The organism is Moraxella sp. K02 (assembly GCF_041154755.1).
Lineage (GTDB): Bacteria > Pseudomonadota > Gammaproteobacteria > Pseudomonadales > Moraxellaceae > Faucicola.
The window spans coordinates 537,449-560,784 of sequence record NZ_AP031590.1 but is presented as its reverse complement, the minus strand read 5'-3'; the positions used below and the strand labels follow the sequence as shown (position 1 = coordinate 560,784).

16 protein-coding genes are annotated in these 23,336 nt (G+C 44.2%); 10 read left to right on the top strand and 6 right to left on the bottom strand.

Features of this window, described 5'->3' with window-relative positions; translation table 11 throughout:
* Positions 1-3: 3 nt before the first annotated feature.
* A complete protein-coding gene (ahpC, locus tag ACAM39_RS02560) occupies positions 4-570 on the bottom strand; it encodes an alkyl hydroperoxide reductase subunit C (RefSeq protein ID WP_239741573.1) in 567 nt (188 codons plus the stop codon).
* A gap of 581 nt (positions 571-1,151) precedes the next feature.
* Between ahpC and ACAM39_RS02555 the strand changes: the two genes are divergently transcribed.
* The 10 genes from ACAM39_RS02555 (at position 1,152) to ACAM39_RS02510 (ending at position 17,719) form a co-directional block, all read left to right on the top strand.
* A complete protein-coding gene (locus tag ACAM39_RS02555; protein WP_369628119.1) occupies positions 1,152-2,120 on the top strand; it encodes a hydrogen peroxide-inducible genes activator in 969 nt (322 codons plus the stop codon).
* 6 nt (positions 2,121-2,126) lie between these two features.
* Positions 2,127-3,662 (top strand): exonuclease SbcCD subunit D C-terminal domain-containing protein, encoded by a 1,536-nt coding sequence (locus ACAM39_RS02550; protein ID WP_369628118.1) that lies wholly within the window; start codon positions 2,127-2,129, stop codon positions 3,660-3,662.
* Positions 3,659-7,444, top strand: a complete 3,786-nt coding sequence (locus tag ACAM39_RS02545) for an AAA family ATPase (protein WP_369628117.1) — start codon at positions 3,659-3,661, stop codon at positions 7,442-7,444. The genes ACAM39_RS02550 and ACAM39_RS02545 overlap by 4 nt, the downstream gene beginning before the upstream one ends.
* Positions 7,445-7,652: 208 nt before the next feature.
* A complete protein-coding gene (locus tag ACAM39_RS02540) occupies positions 7,653-8,567 on the top strand; it encodes a bifunctional enoyl-CoA hydratase/phosphate acetyltransferase (RefSeq protein ID WP_036599742.1) in 915 nt (304 codons plus the stop codon).
* A gap of 50 nt (positions 8,568-8,617) precedes the next feature.
* Positions 8,618-9,847 carry an acetate/propionate family kinase gene (locus ACAM39_RS02535; protein WP_369628116.1) on the top strand — a complete coding sequence of 410 codons (1,230 nt, stop codon included), beginning with the start codon at positions 8,618-8,620 and terminating at the stop codon, positions 9,845-9,847.
* 311 nt (positions 9,848-10,158) lie between these two features.
* Complete coding sequence (locus tag ACAM39_RS02530; RefSeq protein WP_369628115.1) at positions 10,159-10,749, top strand: phasin family protein; 591 nt, start codon at positions 10,159-10,161, stop codon at positions 10,747-10,749.
* 199 nt (positions 10,750-10,948) lie between these two features.
* The gene (gene phaC, locus ACAM39_RS02525) at positions 10,949-13,090 is read left to right on the top strand and encodes a class I poly(R)-hydroxyalkanoic acid synthase (protein WP_369628114.1); all 2,142 of its coding nucleotides are present in this window, start codon (positions 10,949-10,951) and stop codon (positions 13,088-13,090) included.
* 175 nt (positions 13,091-13,265) lie between these two features.
* Positions 13,266-13,928 carry a 2-polyprenyl-3-methyl-6-methoxy-1,4-benzoquinone monooxygenase gene (gene coq7 / locus ACAM39_RS02520; RefSeq protein ID WP_051500389.1) on the top strand — a complete coding sequence of 221 codons (663 nt, stop codon included), beginning with the start codon at positions 13,266-13,268 and terminating at the stop codon, positions 13,926-13,928.
* Positions 13,929-14,145: 217 nt separating this feature from the next.
* Positions 14,146-15,204, top strand: a complete 1,059-nt coding sequence (locus ACAM39_RS02515) for a tetratricopeptide repeat protein (RefSeq protein ID WP_369628113.1) — start codon at positions 14,146-14,148, stop codon at positions 15,202-15,204.
* 199 nt (positions 15,205-15,403) lie between these two features.
* Positions 15,404-17,719, top strand: a complete 2,316-nt coding sequence (locus tag ACAM39_RS02510; RefSeq protein ID WP_369628112.1) for an esterase/lipase family protein — start codon at positions 15,404-15,406, stop codon at positions 17,717-17,719.
* Positions 17,720-17,837: 118 nt separating this feature from the next.
* Here ACAM39_RS02510 and ACAM39_RS02505 read toward each other — a convergent pair whose 3' ends face one another.
* From ACAM39_RS02505 to ndk, 5 genes are all read right to left on the bottom strand, one after another.
* A complete protein-coding gene (locus tag ACAM39_RS02505; protein WP_065263258.1) occupies positions 17,838-18,737 on the bottom strand; it encodes a LysR family transcriptional regulator in 900 nt (299 codons plus the stop codon).
* A gap of 227 nt (positions 18,738-18,964) precedes the next feature.
* A complete protein-coding gene (dnaX, locus tag ACAM39_RS02500; RefSeq protein ID WP_369628111.1) occupies positions 18,965-20,980 on the bottom strand; it encodes a DNA polymerase III subunit gamma/tau in 2,016 nt (671 codons plus the stop codon).
* Positions 20,981-21,044: 64 nt separating this feature from the next.
* Complete coding sequence (gene grxD, locus ACAM39_RS02495) at positions 21,045-21,383, bottom strand: Grx4 family monothiol glutaredoxin (RefSeq protein ID WP_007116440.1); 339 nt, start codon at positions 21,381-21,383, stop codon at positions 21,045-21,047.
* Positions 21,384-21,556: 173 nt separating this feature from the next.
* Complete coding sequence (ispF, locus tag ACAM39_RS02490) at positions 21,557-22,057, bottom strand: 2-C-methyl-D-erythritol 2,4-cyclodiphosphate synthase (RefSeq protein ID WP_239741560.1); 501 nt, start codon at positions 22,055-22,057, stop codon at positions 21,557-21,559.
* Between the two features lie 707 nt (positions 22,058-22,764).
* Complete coding sequence (gene ndk, locus ACAM39_RS02485) at positions 22,765-23,196, bottom strand: nucleoside-diphosphate kinase (RefSeq protein ID WP_369628110.1); 432 nt, start codon at positions 23,194-23,196, stop codon at positions 22,765-22,767.
* Positions 23,197-23,336 lie beyond the last annotated feature (140 nt).

Genomic DNA, 23,336 nt, shown 5'->3' with positions numbered 1-23,336 from the left:
AGATTAGATTTTACCTACTAAATCTAGGCTTGGTTTTAAGGTTTCTTTACCTTTTTCCCATGCCGCTGGGCATACTTCACCGTCGTTGTCACGCACGTATTGAGCCGCTTCGATTTTACGGATTAAGTCTTTGGCAGAACGACCGATACCTAGGTCATGAATTTCTGCGACTTTGATTTTACCGTCTGGGTCTACCAAGAAAGTACCACGAAGGGCAGCGTTGTCTTCTTCAATCATCACGTTAAAGCCGCGGGTGATTTTACCAGTACCGTCGCCAAGCATTGGGTATTTTACTTTAGCGATTGCAGGTGACGCATCTGCCCATGCTTTGTGTACAAAATGGGTGTCTGTCGATACCGCATACACTTCCGCGCCTAGACCTTTGATTTCTTCATAATGGTCTGCCATGTCTTCAAGTTCAGTTGGGCAAACAAAGGTAAAGTCATGTGGGTAGAAGAAAAACACGGCCCATTTGCCTTTAACGTCATCTGACGAGATTTCTTTGAATTCACCATTCACATATGCTTGGGTTTTGAATTCTGGAATGGTTTGGTTGATAATTGCAGCCATGGATTTTTCCTTATATAAGCTATTGTTGTGGTTAAAAATTTAGCAACATCACCACTTGGCAAAACCAAATCAGTGAGTGCTATATTGATAACACAAATTTGATGTCATTGGCAACCTAGCTTTTTAGGCTTCTAGCTTGTTAGGCTATAGTCGGTTGCTGTTTTTTACACACCAAACGTTGTTATCGATGGGTCTATCTTAGTACAATTTGAGATTGAGTCTATTTTAAAGTTTTTAATTTATTGATTAATTTTTTTAAATTAACCTTGAGGGTTTTGCCTTATAGTGTCAATCTTTAGGCTATCTTGTAATTATTTTGAAAGGCTCGATAATGAGTTTATTGTCAAGACCAAATTAATGATAGATTAAAAAAAGATTCCCCTCGTAAAAGCACACAAAAATGGTAAACTAAATTTGAAATGATTCGGTTAATTGAAGTTTTTAGCATGCATCTTTTGCGTGTCTTTTGCTAGGGTAGCCGTCAGTTTTTTTACCTTTTTATCTGTTTGTCTTTTTATTTATCTTTAACTAAAACGCGTTAGCGAAAATTTTACGCTATTTTAAAGGTTAAAATCCAAACCATGATTACATTACGACAATTAGAATTTGCATTGGCAGTTGCCAAATATAAGCATTTCAAACGCGCAGCAGAAGAGTGTAATATCTCACAATCTGCTTTAAGCTTAGGGATTGCAGAGCTGGAAAAACAGCTTGACACCCAAATTTTTGAGCGTAACAACAAACAAGTGCTAATCACCCCGATTGGGGAGGAAATTCTTGAGCGAGCCTCGCGGATATTTGCCGAAGTCAATGATTTGGTGACCCGCGCCCAGACGCACCAAACCCCACTCGCCTACCCGATGACGATTGGTATCATCCCAACCATTGCGCCGTTTTTGCTGCCCAAGGTATTGCCGCTACTGCGCCAACAATTCCCACAGTTTCAGCTCAATGTGGTAGAAGAACAAACTGAGCGATTGCTTGAAAAAGTCCGTTATGGCGCGATTGATACCGCCATTATTGCGCTGCCTTACAACACTGACGGCTTGTTATCATTTGAGTTTTGGTCAGAGACGTTTTTGGCGGTATTTGCTAAAGACAGTAAACATGCCAACTTACCTAGCATCAATGCCGATGAGTTAGCCAACAGTAACTTGATGCTGCTAGGCGAAGGACATTGTTTGACCGATCATGCGCTATCGGTATGTCACCTCGATAAAAGCCGTGTCAAACACGCCTTTAGTGAAGCAAGCCTGCATACGTTAATTCAAATGGCTATCAGCGGTATGGGTACCACGCTAGTCCCGCAAATGGCAGCTGGGCAAGTGCGCCAGCAGACTGACAATGTTTCGTTAGTGCCGCTTAATGAAGCCGGTCCGCATCGCCGCTTGGCGTTTGTCACCCGTCTCAACTATGCGCGGGTCGATGATGTGAATCTATTGGGTCGCTTGTTTGCCCAAGGGTTACACGATAGTGAATTGGCGTCTACCTCGCTAGCCACCGCAGACTCTGAGTCCATGACTTCAGCGAAGCCCGCCACAGAGGCATAATTTTTTATGCTGACTTTATTACATACATCAGATTGGCATTTGGGGCGTAGGCTTTATGGTAAGCCACGCTACGATGAATTTAAGCATTTTTTAGACTGGCAGTTACAGACGCTGCGTGAGCAAAAAGTCGATGTGCTACTGATTGCAGGGGATATTTTTGATACCACCGCGCCCAGCAACCAAGCGCAAAATTTATATTATGATTTTTTAAGTCAAGTTTGCCATACCGATTGTCGCCATGTGATTATCGTAGCGGGCAACCATGATTCAGCCAGTTTTTTGGAGGCGCCCAAACAGCTACTCAAAGCCTTTAACATCCATATCATCGGTAGTATGACAGATACGCCGACTGATGAAGTGATTACGTTATCAGATAAAGCAGGGCAACCTGAGCTCATTGTCATGGCAGTGCCCTACTTGCGTGACCGTGATGTGCGAACCGTCGGGCATGGCGAACGCCTTGATGATAAAGAACGAAAACTTGCCCAAGGCATCAAAGCCCATTATGCACAGATTGCCGATATTGCGATTGCGCAACAAGCGCAGCTGCAAGCCAAATATAAGCGTACTATTCCGATTGTGGCAACAGGACACTTATTTACTGTGGGCGGGCAAACGATGGAAGGCGATGGGGTGCGTGATTTGTATGTCGGCTCACTTGGTAGTATCGGTGCCGAGATTTTCCACCCACAGATTGACTATGTAGCGCTTGGGCATTTACATATCCCGCAAGTGGTTGGCGGACAACCACACATCCGTTACGCTGGCTCACCCATTGCCATGGGTTTTGGTGAAAGTCGCCAGCAAAAACAAGTGCATTTGCTGCGATTTGATGCCAACCCTGACTTACTGTCTCAGCCATTACAGACTTTAACCATTCAAAAAAAACCGCTTGTCTCTGCACCAACCCCTGTCAAAAAACGCAAAAGTGTGAGCCATGCGTCGATGGATTTATTTGCAGATGAAGAGTTGCCTGAATCATCCATGCTTGGCGCGATAAATGCAGAGGCTGATATTAACGCAGAGGTTGATGCACAAGTGAGCCATGAAGCAGGGTATGATACACCCAGTTATCATCTGAGTGGGCAACCTAGTGGACAAGTTATTGGGCAGCCTTACAATCTCGCCAAGCTTAGCGATACTACCCTCCTGCAATCACTGCCTGTTCCTGTGTTCCAACCCATACAAACGCTCAAAGGCGATTGGCAAACCATCAAAACTAGCTTACACAGCCTAAAAAAATCCCAACAATCGGTTTGGCTTGAAGTGGTGTATGACGGGCAAGAAGTCGTGGGTGATTTATCAGAAAAAATCGCAGAACTGGTTAAAGGCTCTAGGCTTGAAGTACTACGCATCAAAAATCAACAAAAACGCGATCAGGTGATGCAAAGCCAGCGCATGGATGAGTCACTTGAAGAGTTAAACCCAACACAAGTATTTGAACGCTGTCTAATTGCCCATCAAGTGCTAGAAGAACAAAAACCCATGTTATGGTCAAGATATACTGAAGTGCTTGAAAGCTTGCAAGAGGGTCAGCAATGAGAATCTTAAAGCTACGCTTTCAAAACCTTAATTCATTGCAAGGCGAATGGGAAATTGACTTTCGCCATACTGCGTATGCCGATGAAGGTATTTTTGCCATCACAGGCTCGACAGGGGCGGGTAAAAGCACCATTTTAGATGCCATTTGTCTTGCCTTATACGGTGCGACGCCACGCTTGGGCGAGATTACCCAAAGCAAAAATGATCTCATGTCACGCCATACCGGCGAATGTCTAAGCGAAGTAATTTTTGCCACCAAAAATGGCAGTTATCGCTGTACTTGGCTACAAAAGCGCGCCAGAAAAAACCCTGAAGGCAATTTGCAATCGCCGACGCACGAAATCGCCCCTTTTACCGATGATGCTGCAAATTTACCACCGCTTGAAACCCAAACCAGAAAAACTAGAAAACTGGTCGCTGAATTCACCGGCATGGATTTTGACCGTTTTACCCGTGCCATGCTACTGGCGCAAGGGAGTTTTGCCGCTTTTTTGCAAGCCAATAGCGATGAGCGCTCCAACCTGCTCGAAGAAATCACCGGCACCGAAATCTATGGCGATATTTCAAGAAAAGTACACGAGTTTAAAACCCAATCAGACGCTGAACTTAAGACCCTCACCGATCGCTTATCAGGCATGACAGTGTTATCTGATGAAGAAGTACAAAGCCTAACCTCACAAAAAAACGCCTTGGTGGACATCGTCAATGAAACCAAAACCGCCATGACTAAAATCGAGTCTGATAAGCTATGGCGACAAAATCTTGACGCATACACGCACCAAATCCACCAACTTGAGCATGAAGCACGCGACCTTGTCGAACAAGAAAGCCAATTTGCCCCACAAAAAACCCGACTACAGCGTGTACTAAAAGCGCTTGAAGTGTCGGGTGATGTTAATAGACTTGATTATCAGCGCGATTTGTTGAGCGCACAGCTCAGTGATCTTGCCAGTTATGAGCACCAGCTACCCACCGCCGAACGCGATTACCAACTTGCTCAAAGAAACCAAGATGAGCGTCAAGCACAAGCCCAGCAAACCGAAACCGACTGGCAACAAGCCCAACCGTTATTAAACCAAGTGCGCAAACTTGACACTACCCTTGGGCAAAAAAATCAGTACGATCAAGAGATTGCGCAGCAGTTGTCACAGCTTAGTGAGGAGTTAGCTCATAATGCCCAAAGCATTGATAGTCAGCAGCAGCAGCTTGTTAGCCAGCAAGTAGAGCGTGAACAGCTTACCCAAGCGCAGCAGCAAATCCCCCATGCAACAACCTTGCCTCAAACATTGGCCTCCCTTACCCAACTACAGGAATCTAGCCAAGCACTTAGTGAACAAGTGCAGGCATTCACCACCGAACAGCAGCAGTTACAAGGTGATTTTCAGCACAATGAGCAGCAAGCCAGCGCGCTGCAATCACAGCTCACGCAGTTGCAACCACAAATTTCTGAGCATCGACAAAACTTAGACAGCCAAACCAGTCAATTATATCATCTGACACAAGGGCAATCAGCGGCAGCATTGCGCCAGCAGGTTGAAACTTATTGGCAAACCGACCAGCAGCTTGCCGCCATGCAAAGCGATGTGCAGACTTGGCAAACCAACCTACAACACTATCAGCAATTTGTGCAGCAGTTAGCCGATGGTCAAACTCAATTGGCTCAGATTGCTAGCCAACGACTAACTAGCGAGCAGCAGCAACAAGCCGCCGAGCAAACCGTGGAATTGTTAAACCGCAACTTGATTTTATTGGCAAAAATTCAAGATTTGACCGAAGAGCGAGATAAATTACGCCACGGCGAACCTTGCCCGCTGTGTGGCTCAACCGCGCATCCTTTCGCCAACCATCAGCCCTACACGCCTGATGATACTGAGCAACAATTAGCGATTGCCAAACAACGGCTTGATGACATCAATCGCCAATTACAGCAGTTATTACTTGAAGAGCATGTACTCACTAATAGCCAGCAACAGCGCAATGAGCATTTGCAGGACTTACAGGCACACAATCAACGTTTATTAAAGCAATTACAGCTTGCCCGCCAACACCTTATACATGCTCAGCCTGTACAACAGGCAATTGAAGCATTACCGTCCGTTATAACCCCTAACGGTGATAATGATATAGACCACCAAGTCCTTCAAACATTGGCGACGACAATCAAGGCTGAACAAACCAACAATCAGCAGGCTTTGGCAGCGCTGCAAGATTCACTGACGCAAATCGAAGCCGTGCAATCCGAGCAACAGCAAACTCAGCAGCGCTTAGCAAAACTGAGCGAGCAATACCATGACGTTTTGCAGCAACAAACCTTGCTACAAAATCAGCAGCAACATCGCCAAGACAGAATCCGCGACATTGATGCCCAGCAATTGGTTATCGCCGATAAACAACATCAAGTAATACTGCGCTTTGACAAGTTGCTGATGCCGTTTGCAACGCGCGAACGCACTTTTAGTTTTGCTACCACACAGGATGTGAATACCCAATTAAATCAGCATATCGATACCCTTGCGCAACTTTTACAGCACTATCAGGGATTAGAAACTAAGCTTAGCCATATCAATGACACCATCACAGGGATTGAGCAAGCGCTCACCCGATTGAGCGCAGACCAGCAACATTTAACCCAAAATCAACGCCAAACCCGTCAGCGTCAGCAAGCGCTGGCGCAAGAGATTAGCGACCTACAGACGCAGCGATACGCCTTGTTTGGCGAACAAGCGGTAGACATCGTCTCTCATGCGTTAATCCAAGCAAAAAATCAGGCTTTGCAGGATTATCAAGCCAGCCAAACCGCCTTTCATGAGCAGCTAAGTCAGCTGCAGATTTTGCAACAACAAATCGCATCTTTGACCACTAACACCACCCAACTAAAAATTGCCCAGCAAACCCTACAAGCCGATATTCAGCAGCGTTTTGCGACATTGGGTTTTGTGGATGAAGCGGATTATCGCGCTGCGGTGTTGATCGATACCGAGCGAGAACGCTTACAACAGCTTGCCAGTCAACTCCATGACAGCCAGCAGCGCAATCATAACCTCCTGTCTGAAGCCAAACGCACACAGCAGCAGCTACTCAATCATCCCCAAACTGCGCTGTCACTTGAGCAATTGCTTGATGCGCTTGGGCAATTGCAACAGCAATTTAGCGAGCAGCAAAAACAATTGGGCGCCGTTGAACAGCAGCTAGCAGCCAATGACGCCCTCAAACAAAACCAGCAGCAACTATTAGATGCCATCAACCAACAGCGCAACCATACTGAAGAATGGAAGGTATTACATCAGTTGATTGGTTCAAGCGATGGCAAAAAATTCCGTAACTTTGCCCAAGGCTTGACCTTTAATATCATGGTTGCCCATGCCAATGAGCAGCTCAAAAAAATGAGCGACCGTTATTTGCTGATAGCTGACAGCGAGCAGCCCTTGATGCTCAATGTGATGGACAATTACCAAGGCGGGCAAATCCGCACCAGTAAAAATCTATCAGGCGGTGAGAGTTTTATTATCAGCTTGTCGCTTGCATTGGGACTGTCAAATATGGCCAGTCATCGCATGCAAGTAGATTCGCTGTTTTTGGATGAAGGCTTCGGTACGCTGGATGAAGAAGCACTCGATGTAGCGCTTGATACCCTAACCAACTTACAGCAATCGGGCAAGCTAATTGGCGTGATTTCCCATATTCAGGCGCTCAAAGATAGAATCAGCAGTCAAATCCAAGTAGTGCCGCAAACAGGGGGCATCAGTAAAATTATCGGTGCCGGTATTACCAAGATTAGTTGAAGCAGGCTAGCTTTGGTTAAGCCAAATTAAGTTAAGATAAGTTAATAAGTTAAGCGGCGCGGCAAACCCACCGTAACAATTGATTTATAAACCGATTCATCTTGCTGTCATGTCATTGGTTCATACTGTTTTATGTCAATGTATACCGCTCGCTTAATCAAAACCTAAGTGCGCAGTGTTATTTACGTCAACTCATAAGGGCAACACGATGTTAACCAAACTTTCGCAGCTTTTAGCGCAAGGGCGCTTTGTCTCGCCTGTCCCTGCCGTGGTGGTGCACCCTACTACCGATATCATTTTGCAATCTTGTATCCAAGCCCATCAGCACCACATCATCACCCCGATTTTGGTCGGTCCAAAACACAAAATCGAAAAAGCCGCTATTGACGCCAATTTAGATATTTCAGGCTTTATGTTGGTGGATGCTGAGCATAGCCATGACGCGGTTGAAATCGCCGCAAAAATGGTTCGTGAACAGCAAGCCGACTTTATCATCAAAGGCTCAGTGCATACCGATGAGTTAATGGGTGTCTTGGTCGATAAAACCCAAAACCTACGCACCGAGCGCCGTATGAGCCATGTGTGGTTAATGGAAAGTCCCACGTATCACAAACTTTTGACCTTGACCGATTGTGCACTCAACGTGGTGCCAGATTTGCTGACCAAAAAAGACATTTTGCAAAATGCGATTGATTTTGCGCACGCGCTAGACATTGAGCAGCCTAAAGTAGCCATCTTGGCAGCGGTTGAAGAAGTCAAACCGCAAATGCAATCGACCATTGATGCTGCGGCGTTATGCAAAATGGCAGACCGTGGTCAAATCACCGGCGCCTTGCTTGATGGACCACTAGCGTTTGACAATGCGATTAGCCAGCAGTCTGCGGATATCAAACATATCCACTCACCTGTCACGGGCGATGTCGATATTTTACTGGTACCTGACTTAGAAGCGGGCAATATGCTAGGTAAACAGTTAATTTATTTGGGTGAGGCCAAAGCCGCTGGCATTGTCATGGGTTCAAAAGTGCCGATTGTGTTGACCAGCCGCTCGGATGATGAACTCGACCGCCTGTATTCTATTGCCCTTGGCGCCTACGTTGCGCAAAAGCGTAAACAAGCTTGATGTTAATTCAGGTTACTTGAGATTAATTGAGATTAATTGAGATTACTAGCATGAACGATTCTGTCATGAGGCACACTGACTCGACTCACCCGATTGTGGTGACTTTTAACGTGGGTTCAGCGACTATCAAAATGGCGGCGTACGACACGGCTAAGGCAGTCGACTCATCCCCGCTTGCGTGGTCACCCTTGTTTGATGTCAATATCAACCTAAAAACCAAAAACAAAGTCTGGCACGCCATGCCACAATCTTTGTCTGACTGGGAACCCCAAGATAGCCTGACAGACACCGCGGTAAGCTTGTTTACTCGTGTCAAACAGACCTTTCCTGCGCGTGAGATTGTCTGTATCCACCGAGTGGTCCATGGGGGCAAACACTATCATGTTCCTGTGGTGATCAACGAGACAGTGATGGCACATTTGGTAGAGTTATCACCGATATGTCCGCTACATCAGCCCCCTGCATTATCTGTAGTAAACGCGCTGCAAGCCATTGATAAAAAACTGGTGCACATCGCTGCCTTTGATACCGCCTTTCACTACCATCGCCCAGAGATTTGGTCTAGCTATGCGCTGCCAAAATCGCTGCGCGATCAAGGCGTGCGCTGTTATGGCTTTCATGGTTTATCGTATCAGGCGATTATGCGCAAACTTGAAACTTATCTCCCAAAGATTGCCAAAAAACGCTTAATCATCGCGCATTTGGGTAGTGGCTGTAGTATCACCGCGGTCGACAATGGCGAGTCAAAAGACAGTACCTTCGGCTTTAGTGGATTAGATGGCGTGCCAATGGGTACCCGTCCGGGTCATTTGGATTCTGGGGTGATTTTATATATGGTCGAGCAAGGTTGGACGCTCGAGCAAATGAACCAATGCCTATATAAAGAGTCGGGCTTGCTTGGTTTATCTGAAATTAGCAATGACGTGCGTGATTTGCTCGCTAGCGATGACCCACGCGCCAAATTTGCACTGGCGTATTTTGCCACGCATGCCGCCAAAGAAATCGCAAGCTTGATGGTTAGTATGAAAGGCTGTGATGCGCTTATTTTTACCGCAGGGATAGGTGAGCAGTCGGCGATTATCCGTCAGAGGATTGTCGAACAACTCGATTTTTTAGGTTTTAGTTTGGATGCGGATAAAAATATCGATGGCCGTATTGACGTTCCGATTTTAAGAATCAACTCAGACGATGACAAACAAATTTATGTCATATTGACCGATGAGCAACTTGAATTAGCTTTATCACTTGAGCATGCAATCACGATAGAAACCGATAAGTAAAATTGACAAACCTGTCAACTATTTTTAGGATGAAGGGTAAGATATAACCGATTTTTATCGGTTACCTACTGTTACTGTCTAGTTGATTATACTATTACAAATATTAACATAAATAGTGATTGTTTTTTACTTTTAAGCTCCTTGCAAGGTTTAATTTAGCCATTTTTCATGATATTGTAATATCAAGAAAATAGACTATGCTTAAATCTTATCACATTCATTTTAGTCATATTTTTGATTAGAAAATGTATCGCAACTTGGTATTGTCCAATACCCTTCTTGTTTTTTCTGGTAGCCTAATGAGGTCAATTATGAACAACGATTTTATGGATAAAATGAAAGATGGTTCACGTCAAATGTACGCGCCATGGTCTCGCTTCAACCAAGCGATGTTAAGAAATGCGGAAAAAATGACTGACTTTTCTTTAGAAACAATGCGTCATTACTCAGAAATGGGTCTTGAGCAACTTCGCAATGTTTCTTCTGTTGATTCTCCAGAAGCGGCTTCAAGCTTTAACCAAAAACAAACTGAGCTGCTTAACCAATTGGGTCAAAAAATGTTGTCAGATGCACAGCGTTTGACTGAGCTTGGCAACGAAATCCGTAATGAAGTCATGTCAGCGATGAATGAAATCTATAGCCAAAATGCATCAAGTATGCAAGATGCCATGCAAAGCGCCGCTAGCAACGCATCAAAAACGGCAGAAGACTTTAACCGCAAAGTAAACGAAAACATGCACAAAGCGGCAAACCAAATGTCAGAAGCGGTTAAACAAACCACCCAAAACATGAACAAAGCTGCGACTAACGTGACTGCTGCAGCAACGCACACCAATAATGATGTAACACAAAATAGCGAAGCAGTAAAACCTGCAGCGAAAACAAACCCTGCGGCAAAATAATTGGTTTGATGCATCGTAGTCATTCTTAAGACTGTATCATTTATAAACCGCTATTTATGTTTTACCTGATAGATGAATAGCGGCTTATGAATCTATAAAAGTGGTGGATTAGACAGATGCCTAATCCACCATATTTTTAAGTAAGCATGCGCATTCACAGCGAATTCTTATCGAGCACATCATAATAACGGGACTTATCATGGCAGACAATAAAGACACCCAATATCAAGGAACGAACGCCCAGTTCTCAAGCGACAATGTCTTAAATAGCAATGCTTCAAATGGCAATACTTCCAACACCCAAGGCGCAGAGAATACCACTACCAATGCTTTTGGCTACACGCCATTTGCCAATTTTCCCTTTGGCAATAATGCATTTGGTTTTGGTAGCAATCCTTTTAACAACTTCGGAACCAATGCCTTTGATCTGCCGCAAAATCCGCTGGATTTTTTGAACAAAACCAATCCGTTTGCTCACATGGCCGCTAGTATTCCGCCTTACAATCCTGCGGTCGGTGAATTCTATAGCGAATTTTTTGGCAATATGACCAAACTAAGCCAACAGATTGCACAGCAATCAATGCGTGCCAACCAAGCGCCACAGTACACCAATACCTCCATCATGATGGACTTAATGGATGGCTGGCGTAAAATGGGTCAAATGGTGACCAATCACCCAGGCACGATGGTTGAAGACCAATTGCAGTTGTTCAAAGACCAAATGCACTTGTGGCAAAACACGCTACAACAATTTGCCGGTAAAAAAATCGACCCAGTGGCAAGTCCTGAAAAAGGCGACAAACGGTTTAGTGATGAAGAATGGGAAGACAATCCTATTTTTAACTTCCTAAAACAGTATTATTTATTAACCACCCAAGCGATGATGGATGCGATTGATGGCGTTGAAGGCATTGATGAAAAAACCCGTCAACGCTTGGCTTTTTTTACCCGCCAATGGATCAATGCAGTAGCCCCAACCAACTTCTTAATGACCAACCCAGAAGTACTCCGTTTGACCATCGAAAGTCGGGGTCAAAATTTGGTTCAAGGTATGAAGCAGTTGGCTGAGGACATGGGTAATAGCGCTGACACACTCAATATCCGTATGACTGACCAGAGTGCGTTCCGGGTGGGTGACAACATCGCCACCTCAAAAGGAAAAGTGGTATTTGAAAACCACATGATGCAGCTCATCCAGTATGACCCTTCAACCGAAAAAGTAAAACAACGTCCGTTGCTGATGGTGCCACCATGGATCAATAAATTCTACATCATGGACTTACGTGAGAACAACTCGTTTGTACATTGGGCTGTCAACGAAGGTCATACAGTTTATGTTATCTCTTGGGCGAACCCGACCCCTGAGTACAAAAATGTTGGCATGAGCACTTACATGAAAGACGGCGTGCTTGCAGCGATGGACCAAATTGAAGCCATCACGGGTGAAAAAACCATCAATATTACAGGTTATTGTATTGGGGGTATGTTGACCGCATTGACGTTAGGCTATCTTGCCGCGACCAAGCAAGAAAGCCGTATTGCCAGTGCGACACTTTGGGCGACTATTATTGACTTCTCAGATCCAGGTGATATCGGCGTCTTTATCGATGATAAAATCGTTGCGGCGATTGACAAGCAGAACGCCGACAAAGGCGTGTTTGATGGGCGAATGATGGGCGTGTCATTTAGCCTACTCCGTGAGAACAGCCTATACTGGAACTACTACGTACAAAACTACCTCAAAGGCGAGCGCCCTGTACCTTTTGACTTGTTATACTGGAATTCAGACTGTACCAACGTGACCGCTGCGCTGCATCATTTTCTACTGCGTGAGTTCTATATCAACAACTTGCTGCGTAAACCGGGTGGGGTCGAAATTGACGGCGTGAAAATTGACTTATCAAAAGTTAAAATTCCCGTGTTTATGGTCGCAACTTTGCAAGACCATATTGCAAAATGGAAAAGCTGTTACCCAGGCACGCAAGTATTTAGCGGTGAGAAAGTATTTGTGTTGGGAGAATCAGGTCATATTGCCGGTATAATGAACCCCCCAGGTAGTAAATATGGTTATTACACCAACGATAACTACACTGCGGACGCTGACCAATGGTACAAAGACGCCACCTATGTTAAAGACACGTGGTGGACAAGATGGCATGACTGGATCAAACCATTTGAGGGCAACGAAATCAATGCCCGTGTTGTCGGTCAAAATAGCCAAGGTAAAGAAATCCCAACCTATGGCGATGCCCCAGGTAGCTATGTCACGGTCAAAGCGACTGAAGCCTTAACGGGTCATAACTTTGCAGAAGCTTACCGTTCACAATTACCACCGGTATAATATATCGTTATCACATAAAATCCCGTGATTGCCTAGCCTCTCACGGGATTTTTACAAAATAGCCAAATCGCCCATCAGCTACATAGATTTGCTAGTCAAAAGTTGTGATATTGAGTAGAATTAACGCTATATTCTGCGCATAATAGCGATTGCAAACACTTTGAATAGAGCGCCTATGTCGATTGAACCAACACAAAACAACCTATCACTCAGTAAGCTAGACCGCAATATTGTCTTCTTTGATCGGGCGATTCGCTCGTTTATTCCAAACAGCAATCTTAGCACCCGTCCTTTGCCTGTCTCTAGCCCCGATGTGCCAAAATTATCCGTGGAAGAAGCGCGTCATGTCGCAGGTCTCATGCGTATCAATCACACCGGCGAAGTGTGCGCGCAAGGACTGTATCACGGTCAAGCATTTACCGCCAAACAAGCAACGGTCAAAAAAGCCATGCACCAATCTGCGCTAGAGGAAATTGACCACTTGGTGTGGTGTGAGACGCGGTTAAATGAATTGGGTAGCCATCCCAGTATTTTTAGTCCGCTTTGGTATGGGCTATCGTTTGGCATGGGTGCGGTAGCGGGATTGATTTCTGATGAGTTTAGTCTGGGGTTTGTCGCAGAGACAGAAACCCAAGTCAGCGAGCATTTACACAGCCATCTTGGTAAGCTGCCTGCCCAAGATAAACGCAGTGCTGAGATTTTAAGCCAAATGGATAAAGAAGAATTACACCACCGTGATAAAGCAGTCGAGTCAGGCGCCAGCCCATTGCCCCTACCCGTCAAAACCACGATGCGCTTTTTGGCTAACTGCATGAAAACGGTGGCGTATCATATTTAACCAAGCATGTTTAACTGGGCATGACTGACTGCCTCAATCGTTAGCTGGCGTGTTTATTGCTATAACCTTGCTTAAGCGCGCTGTTTTCGCGTAAAAATATAACAATAACTTTATTTTTTTTTGATAGTATTTTTACATTATTGCTTTACATTGTTGCTATGGGATAAGCTGATTGATTTGTGCAATTAATCCCACCCAATTTTTTAAGGAAATTTCAATGACTCACATGGTAAAAACCCTAGTCTATACCCCCCTAGCCTACACCTTAGCTATTTTGATGGCAACCAATGCCACTGTAGCGATGGCTGCAACGGCAACCGCAAAAACAACGACCAAGACCACCACCACCAAAACCACCGCGGCAAAACCCGCTACCCAGACAACAGTAACTAAAAAAACCACGGTGACCAAAGCCAAAACCACCAACAAATCAACCGAAAAATCGGCTGATACAGTCAGTCATAGCGTGAAGGATACTACCCCACAAACGACACCGCCGTCAGCCACCTCAAATACAGGTTCAATGATAGTACCTGTCTTGACCGCCCCCACGGTTGCCAACGTGATTTATCCATCTACCAACAGCGTACAATTGGTAGGCACGGATATTTCAGCGCAAAATCTTGCCAATATCCCACTGCCGACTTTAACGCTTAGTAATATCTCAACAATAAAAACCGTTGTGGTTCCAAGAACCACGGATAATAGTACACAGTTAGATGTCAGCGTGTTAGACGATTTTATTACTTATGCTACCCCAATGGCACGTCACTACCCCCCTGTTTTTTCGAGCCGTACTGAGCGCTACAATGCCACTGAGCGACTCAAATCCTTGACCGCATGGATTGAAAGCTATGCACAAAACCCAAATGCCTCCTATGAGGTGCTACTGCGTGCAGCAAAACTCAATGCCATGGGTCGTAATCTGGATTTAGGTTCTGATTATGCCGTGCGTGCAGGCAATTATATCGCCCGTGCTGTGAGGCTCAATGACACGGCAGAAGCCAACTTCTTATATGGCGCAATGCTCGCTGAGGGTGGCGGCTTTAAAGAAGGTGCCAAGTACTTAGAGAAAGCCGAAAAAATGGGCTATCTAGAAGCTACACAAAGTTTGGCACAAGCGGATTTATTGGATGACAAAAAAGACCGTGCCATTCAACGGTTAACGGAATTTAAGGCCAAAAATCCAGACAATCCGTATATCGATGAGCAATTACGCATCGTCAATAGCGGTAAATACTACATTTGGGATATCCCTGCAAAAGTCGTTCAATAATTTTTTGCGTTCATACCCTAGTCGTGGTTTAATATCACTGCTAAGTCACCATGCTAATTCACCATCATAGTTGAATTTTAGCATGGTGATTTTTTTCACCCTATCATTCAGTGATAGGCAGATTTTTTGCGCTACATTTTTTTGTGCTATCTATTATTGCTCTATCCTTTTTTGCTCTATTTTAGCCGAGTAAATCACCATGCCGCTAACAAACCAATCTACTAGATTTTGTCAAACGTCTCTCATCACGGCGACGACATTGGTTACTATCATCACCCTTACTGGCTGCGCCACTACCAAAATCGGTAGCCGCGATACTGCAAGAGCCATCATGGATCAGCGCGTCAGCGTGTTATCGGGCAGCCGCTTGAGTTCTGACACCAAAAGCCGTTTAGTGCAGGCAGGTTTAGATGAAGAAAAATGCTTGGCAAATATGCCTGCCTGTGTAGTGACGCTCAAGCAAGCGGATCTTAATACCGATAAAGGGATTTATGGCGCAATTAGTGAGCTGTTTTACGCCTCTGCCCAGCAGCGCCAGCAAGCCAAAACTTGTACCAATCCGCCAAAAGATTTGGCCACAGACTATGCCAAAGATTTGGTTGGCAAGACCGACATTGTAGCGCCCAAACCCGATGAAATCTCTTGTACCACCGCCTTTCAAGACGATATGCTACAATCGATTCGGTTTTCTTACATTTATTTGATGTACGATATCCTCAATCCAGCCGTCGTCAATCAACAACCGTCACAATTGTATTATCTGCCAAAACAACGCGATACCCAAATTCAGGACTTGTATTACGCTGCCATCGATGCGTTAGGTGATCGCTTGTATCATCAAAAAATGGCAGAAAACTATCAAATCACTCGCAACAACCTGCGTGTCAATATCAATGGACAGCCATTTACTGACAAATCGGCATCGATGAAACTGATTTCAAGCTACCAGATTGATTTATCAAAATTTAATACCATCAGTCGCCGCGATGGCTTTGGTATCAATTATGTGGCGCTACTCAATAGTCGCATCAATACGGCGGTGATTATTGACTTGTTGCAACACTATGCCAATGATACACCGTTAGAAGAGCGTATCCACCAAACAGGGCATTTGCCTATGACCGCGGTGTTGGTGCCCAAAGGCAATACCATCGATGAGTTGCAAAAAACCACCGATTTTTCGCTCAATATTTATGATCCTTATCAGTTTAAAAGTGTCTCTATACTCAACAAAGATTTTGCGCTATCGGCGAATTTTTCGGCAGCCTACGGCTTGTGGTCACAGGACAATCGACTAGGCAATATCAGTTATTTTAGTATGTTTTCCTCGCCGTATCAGCAAACCCAGCCGCATTTATTTATGCTTGAGCCCTACAATCCTAATAAACGCGTGATTATCATGATGCATGGGTTGGCATCGAGTCCTGAAACTTGGATTGGACTGACCAATGACATTTTTAATGACCCAAAACTTCGCGAAAACTTCCAAGTTTGGCAGATTTTTTATCCAACCAATATCCCGATGCTAGAAAACCGCCACCAAATTTATGACTTGATTGAACGCACTTTTAAAACTGTCGATCCTAAGCAGCAGGACGTTGCCAGTCAACATGCGGTGCTGATTGGTCATAGTATGGGTGGGGTGATTGGGCGTTTGTTGGTATCAAATGATGACTTAACGCCCAAAGTCGAATCGCTGGTTGCCAATTACTCACAGATGAATAATTTTTCAGCAGGCTACGCGGCATTTGTCCGTCATGCGCAAAACAAAACGCTCAGTGACCGCTTCAAACTTCAAGCGCTGCCGCAGGTCGATCGCGCGATTTTTATCTCTTCGCCATTTCGCGGTACCGATTATGCCGATCGCTGGTTTACTCGCGGTCTACGCCGTATCATCTCGCTACCGGCAGGGTTTATCCGCACCGTGTATGGCAATTTAAATTCGCTATTTACTGAAGGGGTGGTTGCAAGCAATCCGCTGGCACAGCTATTTTTGGAAAATGGCGCGAGCCAGTTGAGCAGCCACTCTTACTTTAACCAATTGACGGCAGATGTCACAATCGCGCCCAATGTTGCCGTCAATAACATCATCGCCACTGATGATAGGGATTTGTCCAATGCGCTCGAACAGCTTACCGCTAAGGCAGCCAATAGCCCTACTGATGATGTATCGGCATCCATAACATCTTTAAAAAATGACAATACAACCGCGACCGTGAAACCCGCCACAGAGACCAAGCTGTATAACACCACGAGTCTGGCGCAAGCCAAACAAAGTCTGGATGAGAAAAAGCAACTCTTAGAATCGGTGAAATATGGCGCAACCGACCGTATCTCCGATGGTATTGTGCCATACAACAGCTCGCATTTAGAAGGCGTGGAATCTGAAAAAGTGCTTACCGGTCGTCACAATGTTCATACTAGCCCGCAGGCGATTTTGGAGTTGCGTCGCATCCTGCATCAACATCTCGCTCGCTATGGCGTCACCCAAGCGCCGCCTGACAGACAGCCTTGATAGCCACTATCAGCCTCAATAAAAAAGCGAATAGCCTTCACTATTCGCTTTTTATTACACTGTTTTTTATTCAACTGTTTATTGCTACTAATTATTGGTACTACTGACAGTCCAACCGCTAAACTTTAGCAAAATACTTAGTCAATACTTCAAGACAGCGCGTCACCTTCGCAGGTTGTTGTTCATGTCTAGGTGTTACCGCATACAGCATATAACTTGGTAATTGGTAACCTGGCAATACCTCTACTAGATCGCCATTTGCCAATTCTTTTTGGATATCGAGTGACATGATACGGGCAACGCCATGCCCTTCTTTGGCAAGGGTCGTGGCAAGCATAATATTGTTGGTTTGAATACGCGTTGGCATACGCACGCGTGATTTTTTACCTGTTTCCACATTGATCATATCAACTTGATTGGGATCTTTGATAAGGCTAATGCCAATCATATTGAGTTTGGCCAAATCTTTTGGCTCGGTCAATTTTTCATTTTGACGTAAAAAATGCGGTGAAGCCACCAGCAGCTGACGTATCTCGGTCAAAGGAAATGCCGATAAACTACTGTCATTAAGGTTTGGTGACATCCGAAGGGCGATATCGATACGCTCTTCAATCAAGTCAACATACTGATTGTCCGCTTCAAAATGGATGGTTAAATCATCATGCGCCGAAATCCAAGTCGACAGCGCCGGTAAAATATGATTCACACCCAATTCTGGCGTGGTCGCAATGCGTAAGTTCCCTGCTAACTCATCGCGTAATTGATTGACACGGATACGACCTTGTTCGGCTGCCGCAACCACATCTTTGGCACTCTCATAAAAACTAGTGCCTGCTTCTGTTAAGCTTAACTTACGAGTCGAGCGATGCAATAACACCACACCCATATCGTTTTCTAACGAGCGGATTTGTTGACTAACCGCACTTGTTGTTATGCCCAGTTCTTTTGCAGCACCACTAAATGAAGCATGACGTACAACACTTGCAAAAACCGCCATGCCTCTTAAATTATCAAGCATATTTCACCCAATTTTATCACTTAATCAAAGTCACTTTTAAAAGCTGATGTATTATACGTTATTAGCAAGATAAATTAAACGACATCGGGATTTATTAACTAAAATTATTAATATTTTTTCAACTATTTAATATTGTATTTTATTGATTTTCTTAACAAATATTGGTTTTCTTCAATTATTCGTCTGTTAAAAAAGTAAAAATTAGAATTTATATAAATTAAATTGACTTATTGAATTAACTTAACAGCGCTAATCGAGGCGTGTTGCTGCAACAGCGCTTGGGTAACTGCTTGTTGTTCAAGCTGATGGGTAGCTTGTTGTAACGCTAGTTTTTCGCGGGCTTCTTGGAGTGCTTCTGGTGTTAATTGCTCTAGCGCTTGAAAATTACTTGCCCCCTCCGCCAAACGAATATCAATACCCTCAAAAAGCTGTCGAAGTTTTTGGCAAAAATTATCAAAAGTTGCGGTATGGGTCAAAAAGCTTTGTTCAGTGAAAAATTGGCTAACCCCATGAATCTCGCCAGTCATCACCCCGCGTTTGGCAAGCACTAATTCATCATCATCGAGCCAGCCTTGTTCACGGGCATTAAATACCCAATAATCCCATTTGGCAGGCGTCCATTCGCCTTCAAGTGGTACATCAGTGGGTTTGAGCAATGCCAGTGGCGATATATCAGCTATATCACTAGCCTCTGCCCCGCTAGTGTATTGGGGATTGTCAACATTAACGTTGACATTGACATGTTCATTAACATTGACATCAGATAAGCGATTGGCATCGTCTTCTATGGGTGGCGTTTGCTGTGTGCTGGTATTGAACGCGGCTTTATCGATAGATATTAAATGGCTACCATCAAATGCCTGTTGTTCAGTGCCTTGTTCAATGCTTTCTTCAATGCCTTGTTCAACGCTATCAACGCTATCAACGTTTGACGCAGATTTGAGCAGATTGTCATTCGATAAGTTATTATCACTCTGCTCCGAACTTACTTGTACGCTATTTTGAGCCAGCACTGAAGATTTTGCAGCTTGTATGGATTCGCTAAACGTTGTGTCAGGACTTTGAGAATCGGGACTTTGAGAATCGGGACTTTGAGAATCAGGACTTTGAGAATCAGGATTATTAGCGATTGGCGGACGAAGCGGAATTTGATTACGATGCAGTGGCTTGAACGCCATCAAGCGCAGCAAACACATCTCTAACGCTTGCATCGGCGTATTGGCTAATGCCAAGTTTTCACGGCTTTTTACCACAATGTCATAATATAGTTGTAATAGCTCTGCGGGTAACTGCTGAGCCAGTTGTTGCAATTGCTCACTTTGCTGGCGATTGATTTGCAAATCAAAATTTGGCAAGACCTGCAAAATGGCCAATTGATGTAGCGTCTCAGCCAACCTGTCAAATACGGCTTTGGCATCCACCACCTGCTCACGCAGAAGCTGAATGGATTGCGTCAGCTGCTGGGTATTTTGCTGATAAATATTAGCAAGGATAGCGATGACATCGGCTTGGTCAATTAAGCCAAGCATCTGGCGAATCACTTCATCTGTGACATTGCCATTGCCAAATGCAATGGCTTGATCAGTGAGTGACAACGCATCGCGCACGGAGCCTTTGGCACTGCTCGATAGCTGCCATAAGGCATCAGGCTCGTAGCTGATTTGTTCTTTGTTCAGAATCGTACCAAGATATTCAGCTAGCGCCACTTGCGGCAAAGGTCTGAGTACAAATTGCAGACAACGCGAGATGATGGTAATGGGCAGTTTTTGTGGGTCAGTAGTCGCAAGCAGAAACTTCACATGCGCTGGCGGCTCTTCGAGGGTCTTGAGTAGCGCATTAAAACTATGCGTCGATAGCATATGCACTTCATCAATTAGATAGACTTTGTAGCGACCTTGCGTTGGTGCATACGGTACGTTGTCGAGTAATTCACGGGTATCTTCAACTTTGGTACGTGATGCCGCATCAATCTCAATCAAATCAATAAAGCGACCGCTATCGATGGATTGGCATACACCACATACGCCACAAGGCTCGCTTGTGACCCCTGTCTCACAGTTAAGGCATTTTGCCAAAATACGGGCAATGGTGGTCTTGCCGACGCCGCGCGTACCCGTAAACAGATACGCATGATGCAAGCGCTGATTGTGGATGGCATTGATTAATGCTTTGGACACATGTTCTTGTCCCAGCAGCTCATGGAAGTTTTTTGGACGATATTTGCGTGCTAGGACTTGATACATGGTTATGGATACATGACAACAAAAACGTTAAAAAAGAAATAACCTTAACCCGCTAGTAGTAAAACTAAACCGCTGGGCTATTGGCTTCAATTAGGGGCTGTAATTCACCGTCTTGGAACATTTGATAGATAATATCACTGCCGCCAATCAGCTCACCTGCTACCCATAATTGTGGGAAAGTTGGCCAGTTAGCAATCTGTGGCAAAGTTGCACGGATTTCTGGGTTTTCAAGAATATTAACAAACGCAAATGGGCGACCAATTTGGGTTAGCACATCCACCGCACGCGCAGAAAAACCGCATTGTGGGAACTGTGGCGTGCCTTTCATATAAAGCAATACGCTGTGTTGAGCGATTTGGTCACGGATGGTTTGTTCGATGTCAGTTTGGTTCATATCAGTCATATGAAATTCCTTTATCAGGCCCTTGTTAAAGTAGAGCGCTATCTTCACAGCTAAAATTTGACTCACTAATGATGAGTGCAGGGTTGCTATTATACGCTATAATGGTTATCGAAAGTAAGCATTCAAGATGCCCACCCAAAAAAAGTCAGCAGCAAAACCACCCAAAAATTCCATTAATCTGATGAAGTCACTTGTTCAAGCAACACCACGCAGCTCACCATAATCCCTTCTTGGCGACCGGTAAACCCAAGCTTTTCAGTCGTGGTGGCTTTCACGCTGATTTGGTCAACCGCGCAGCCCATGACACCAGCAATACGCGATTGAATCTCGGTACGATAAGGCAATAGTTTTGGACGCTCTGCCATGATAGTGATGTCGGCATTGATCAGCGCAAAGCCTTTTGACTGGATAAATTGGTACACTTGGTTCAGCAAAATGGTCGAATCTATATTGCGAAAACGCTCATCGGTATCCGGGAAAAACTGCCCAATATCGCCCAGTGCCAATGCACCAAGCAACGCATCACACAACGCATGTAACACCACATCGCCATCAGAATGCGCAAGCAAACTGTGGGTATGGGGAATTTGTACCCCGCCTAATGTTATAAATTGGTTTTCTGTGCCGTCATTAACAAAGGCATGGACGTCAATACCCTGACCGATTCTTATCATGGTTAATCCTATTTTTCTATCTTACTGTCGTGATTTTGGTAGGCTATTCTGTTTGGTTTAATGGTGTCTATTTTATCGGTCTCTATTTTAACGGTTAAAGCATGATTTACAAGTAGCTAGGCTGCCTTAAATAAAAGCTTTGGATAACGACTTTGAATAAAAACTTGGCATGACCAGTTATTATCGCTGCTTGAGTTAAAAGTTGGCTATCAAACAAGATTCACCCTATAACGTGTAAAAAAATTGATAAACCTTAGTAAATTGCTATGGTATTTTATTATATAACGTTATATAATATAAAAATAAACCCATCAAGTGGGGAACTTGATGGGAGTGGGTAATGCACTACTTGTTTTTATTTTTATTGTTTCTTTCTTCTTCTTTGTTTTACTGATGTTAGCCATAATGCCAAATTATGGCTTTTGTATTTTTATCGTTTTTTATTTTATTTTTTGTCTTATTGATATCGTAGTCAACAAAGTTTGTATTTATCTCGTGATGAATTTATTTTAGCGAATTTGCGTCTATGCTCTATGTGCTCTTTGTTATGAATTGTTAAATTAAGTTTCTTTAGTTTCCTTAATAAAACTATTAATATTAATTTTGCATCCTTGTTTTTGCATTGCTACTTCTTAATGATAAACCATCTGAGTGATAGTCAATAAAAAAACGGCTTAAAATTTAAGCCGTTTTTTGTTGTGTTAGGATTAACGCGTACGTGGGCAAACTTCATTGTCATTGAAAAAATAGCTGATTTCACGGGCTGCAGATGTGGTTGAGTCTGAACCGTGAACCGCGTTTTCATCAATGCTGTTAGCAAAGTCACGACGGATAGTGCCTTCAGCGGCGTCTTTTGGGTTGGTAGCGCCCATGATTTCACGGTGGTTAGCCACTGCGTTTTCCCCTTCAAGTACTGATACGACTACTGGACCTGAAGTCATGAAAGAGACTAAATCATTGTAAAATGGACGCTCTTTGTGCTCAGCGTAGAAACCGCCCGCCTTTTCGTTGTCTAAATGCAACATTTTTGCTGCCACAACTTTTAAGCCTGATTTTTCAAAACGGCTGTAAATTTCGCCAATGTGGTTGCCTGCAACTGCGTCAGGTTTGATAATTGATAACGTACGTTCAATGGCCATGTTAATTTCCTTTAAAATTGAAGGGGATTATGATTTTAAGTGTGAGAAACTGTAAAAACAGCCCGTACCCTGCCCAATGGCTCTGTCAAATCGCGATTTGAAGACACGGGGGGGGTGCTGCTCTTAGTTGCCTATTATAA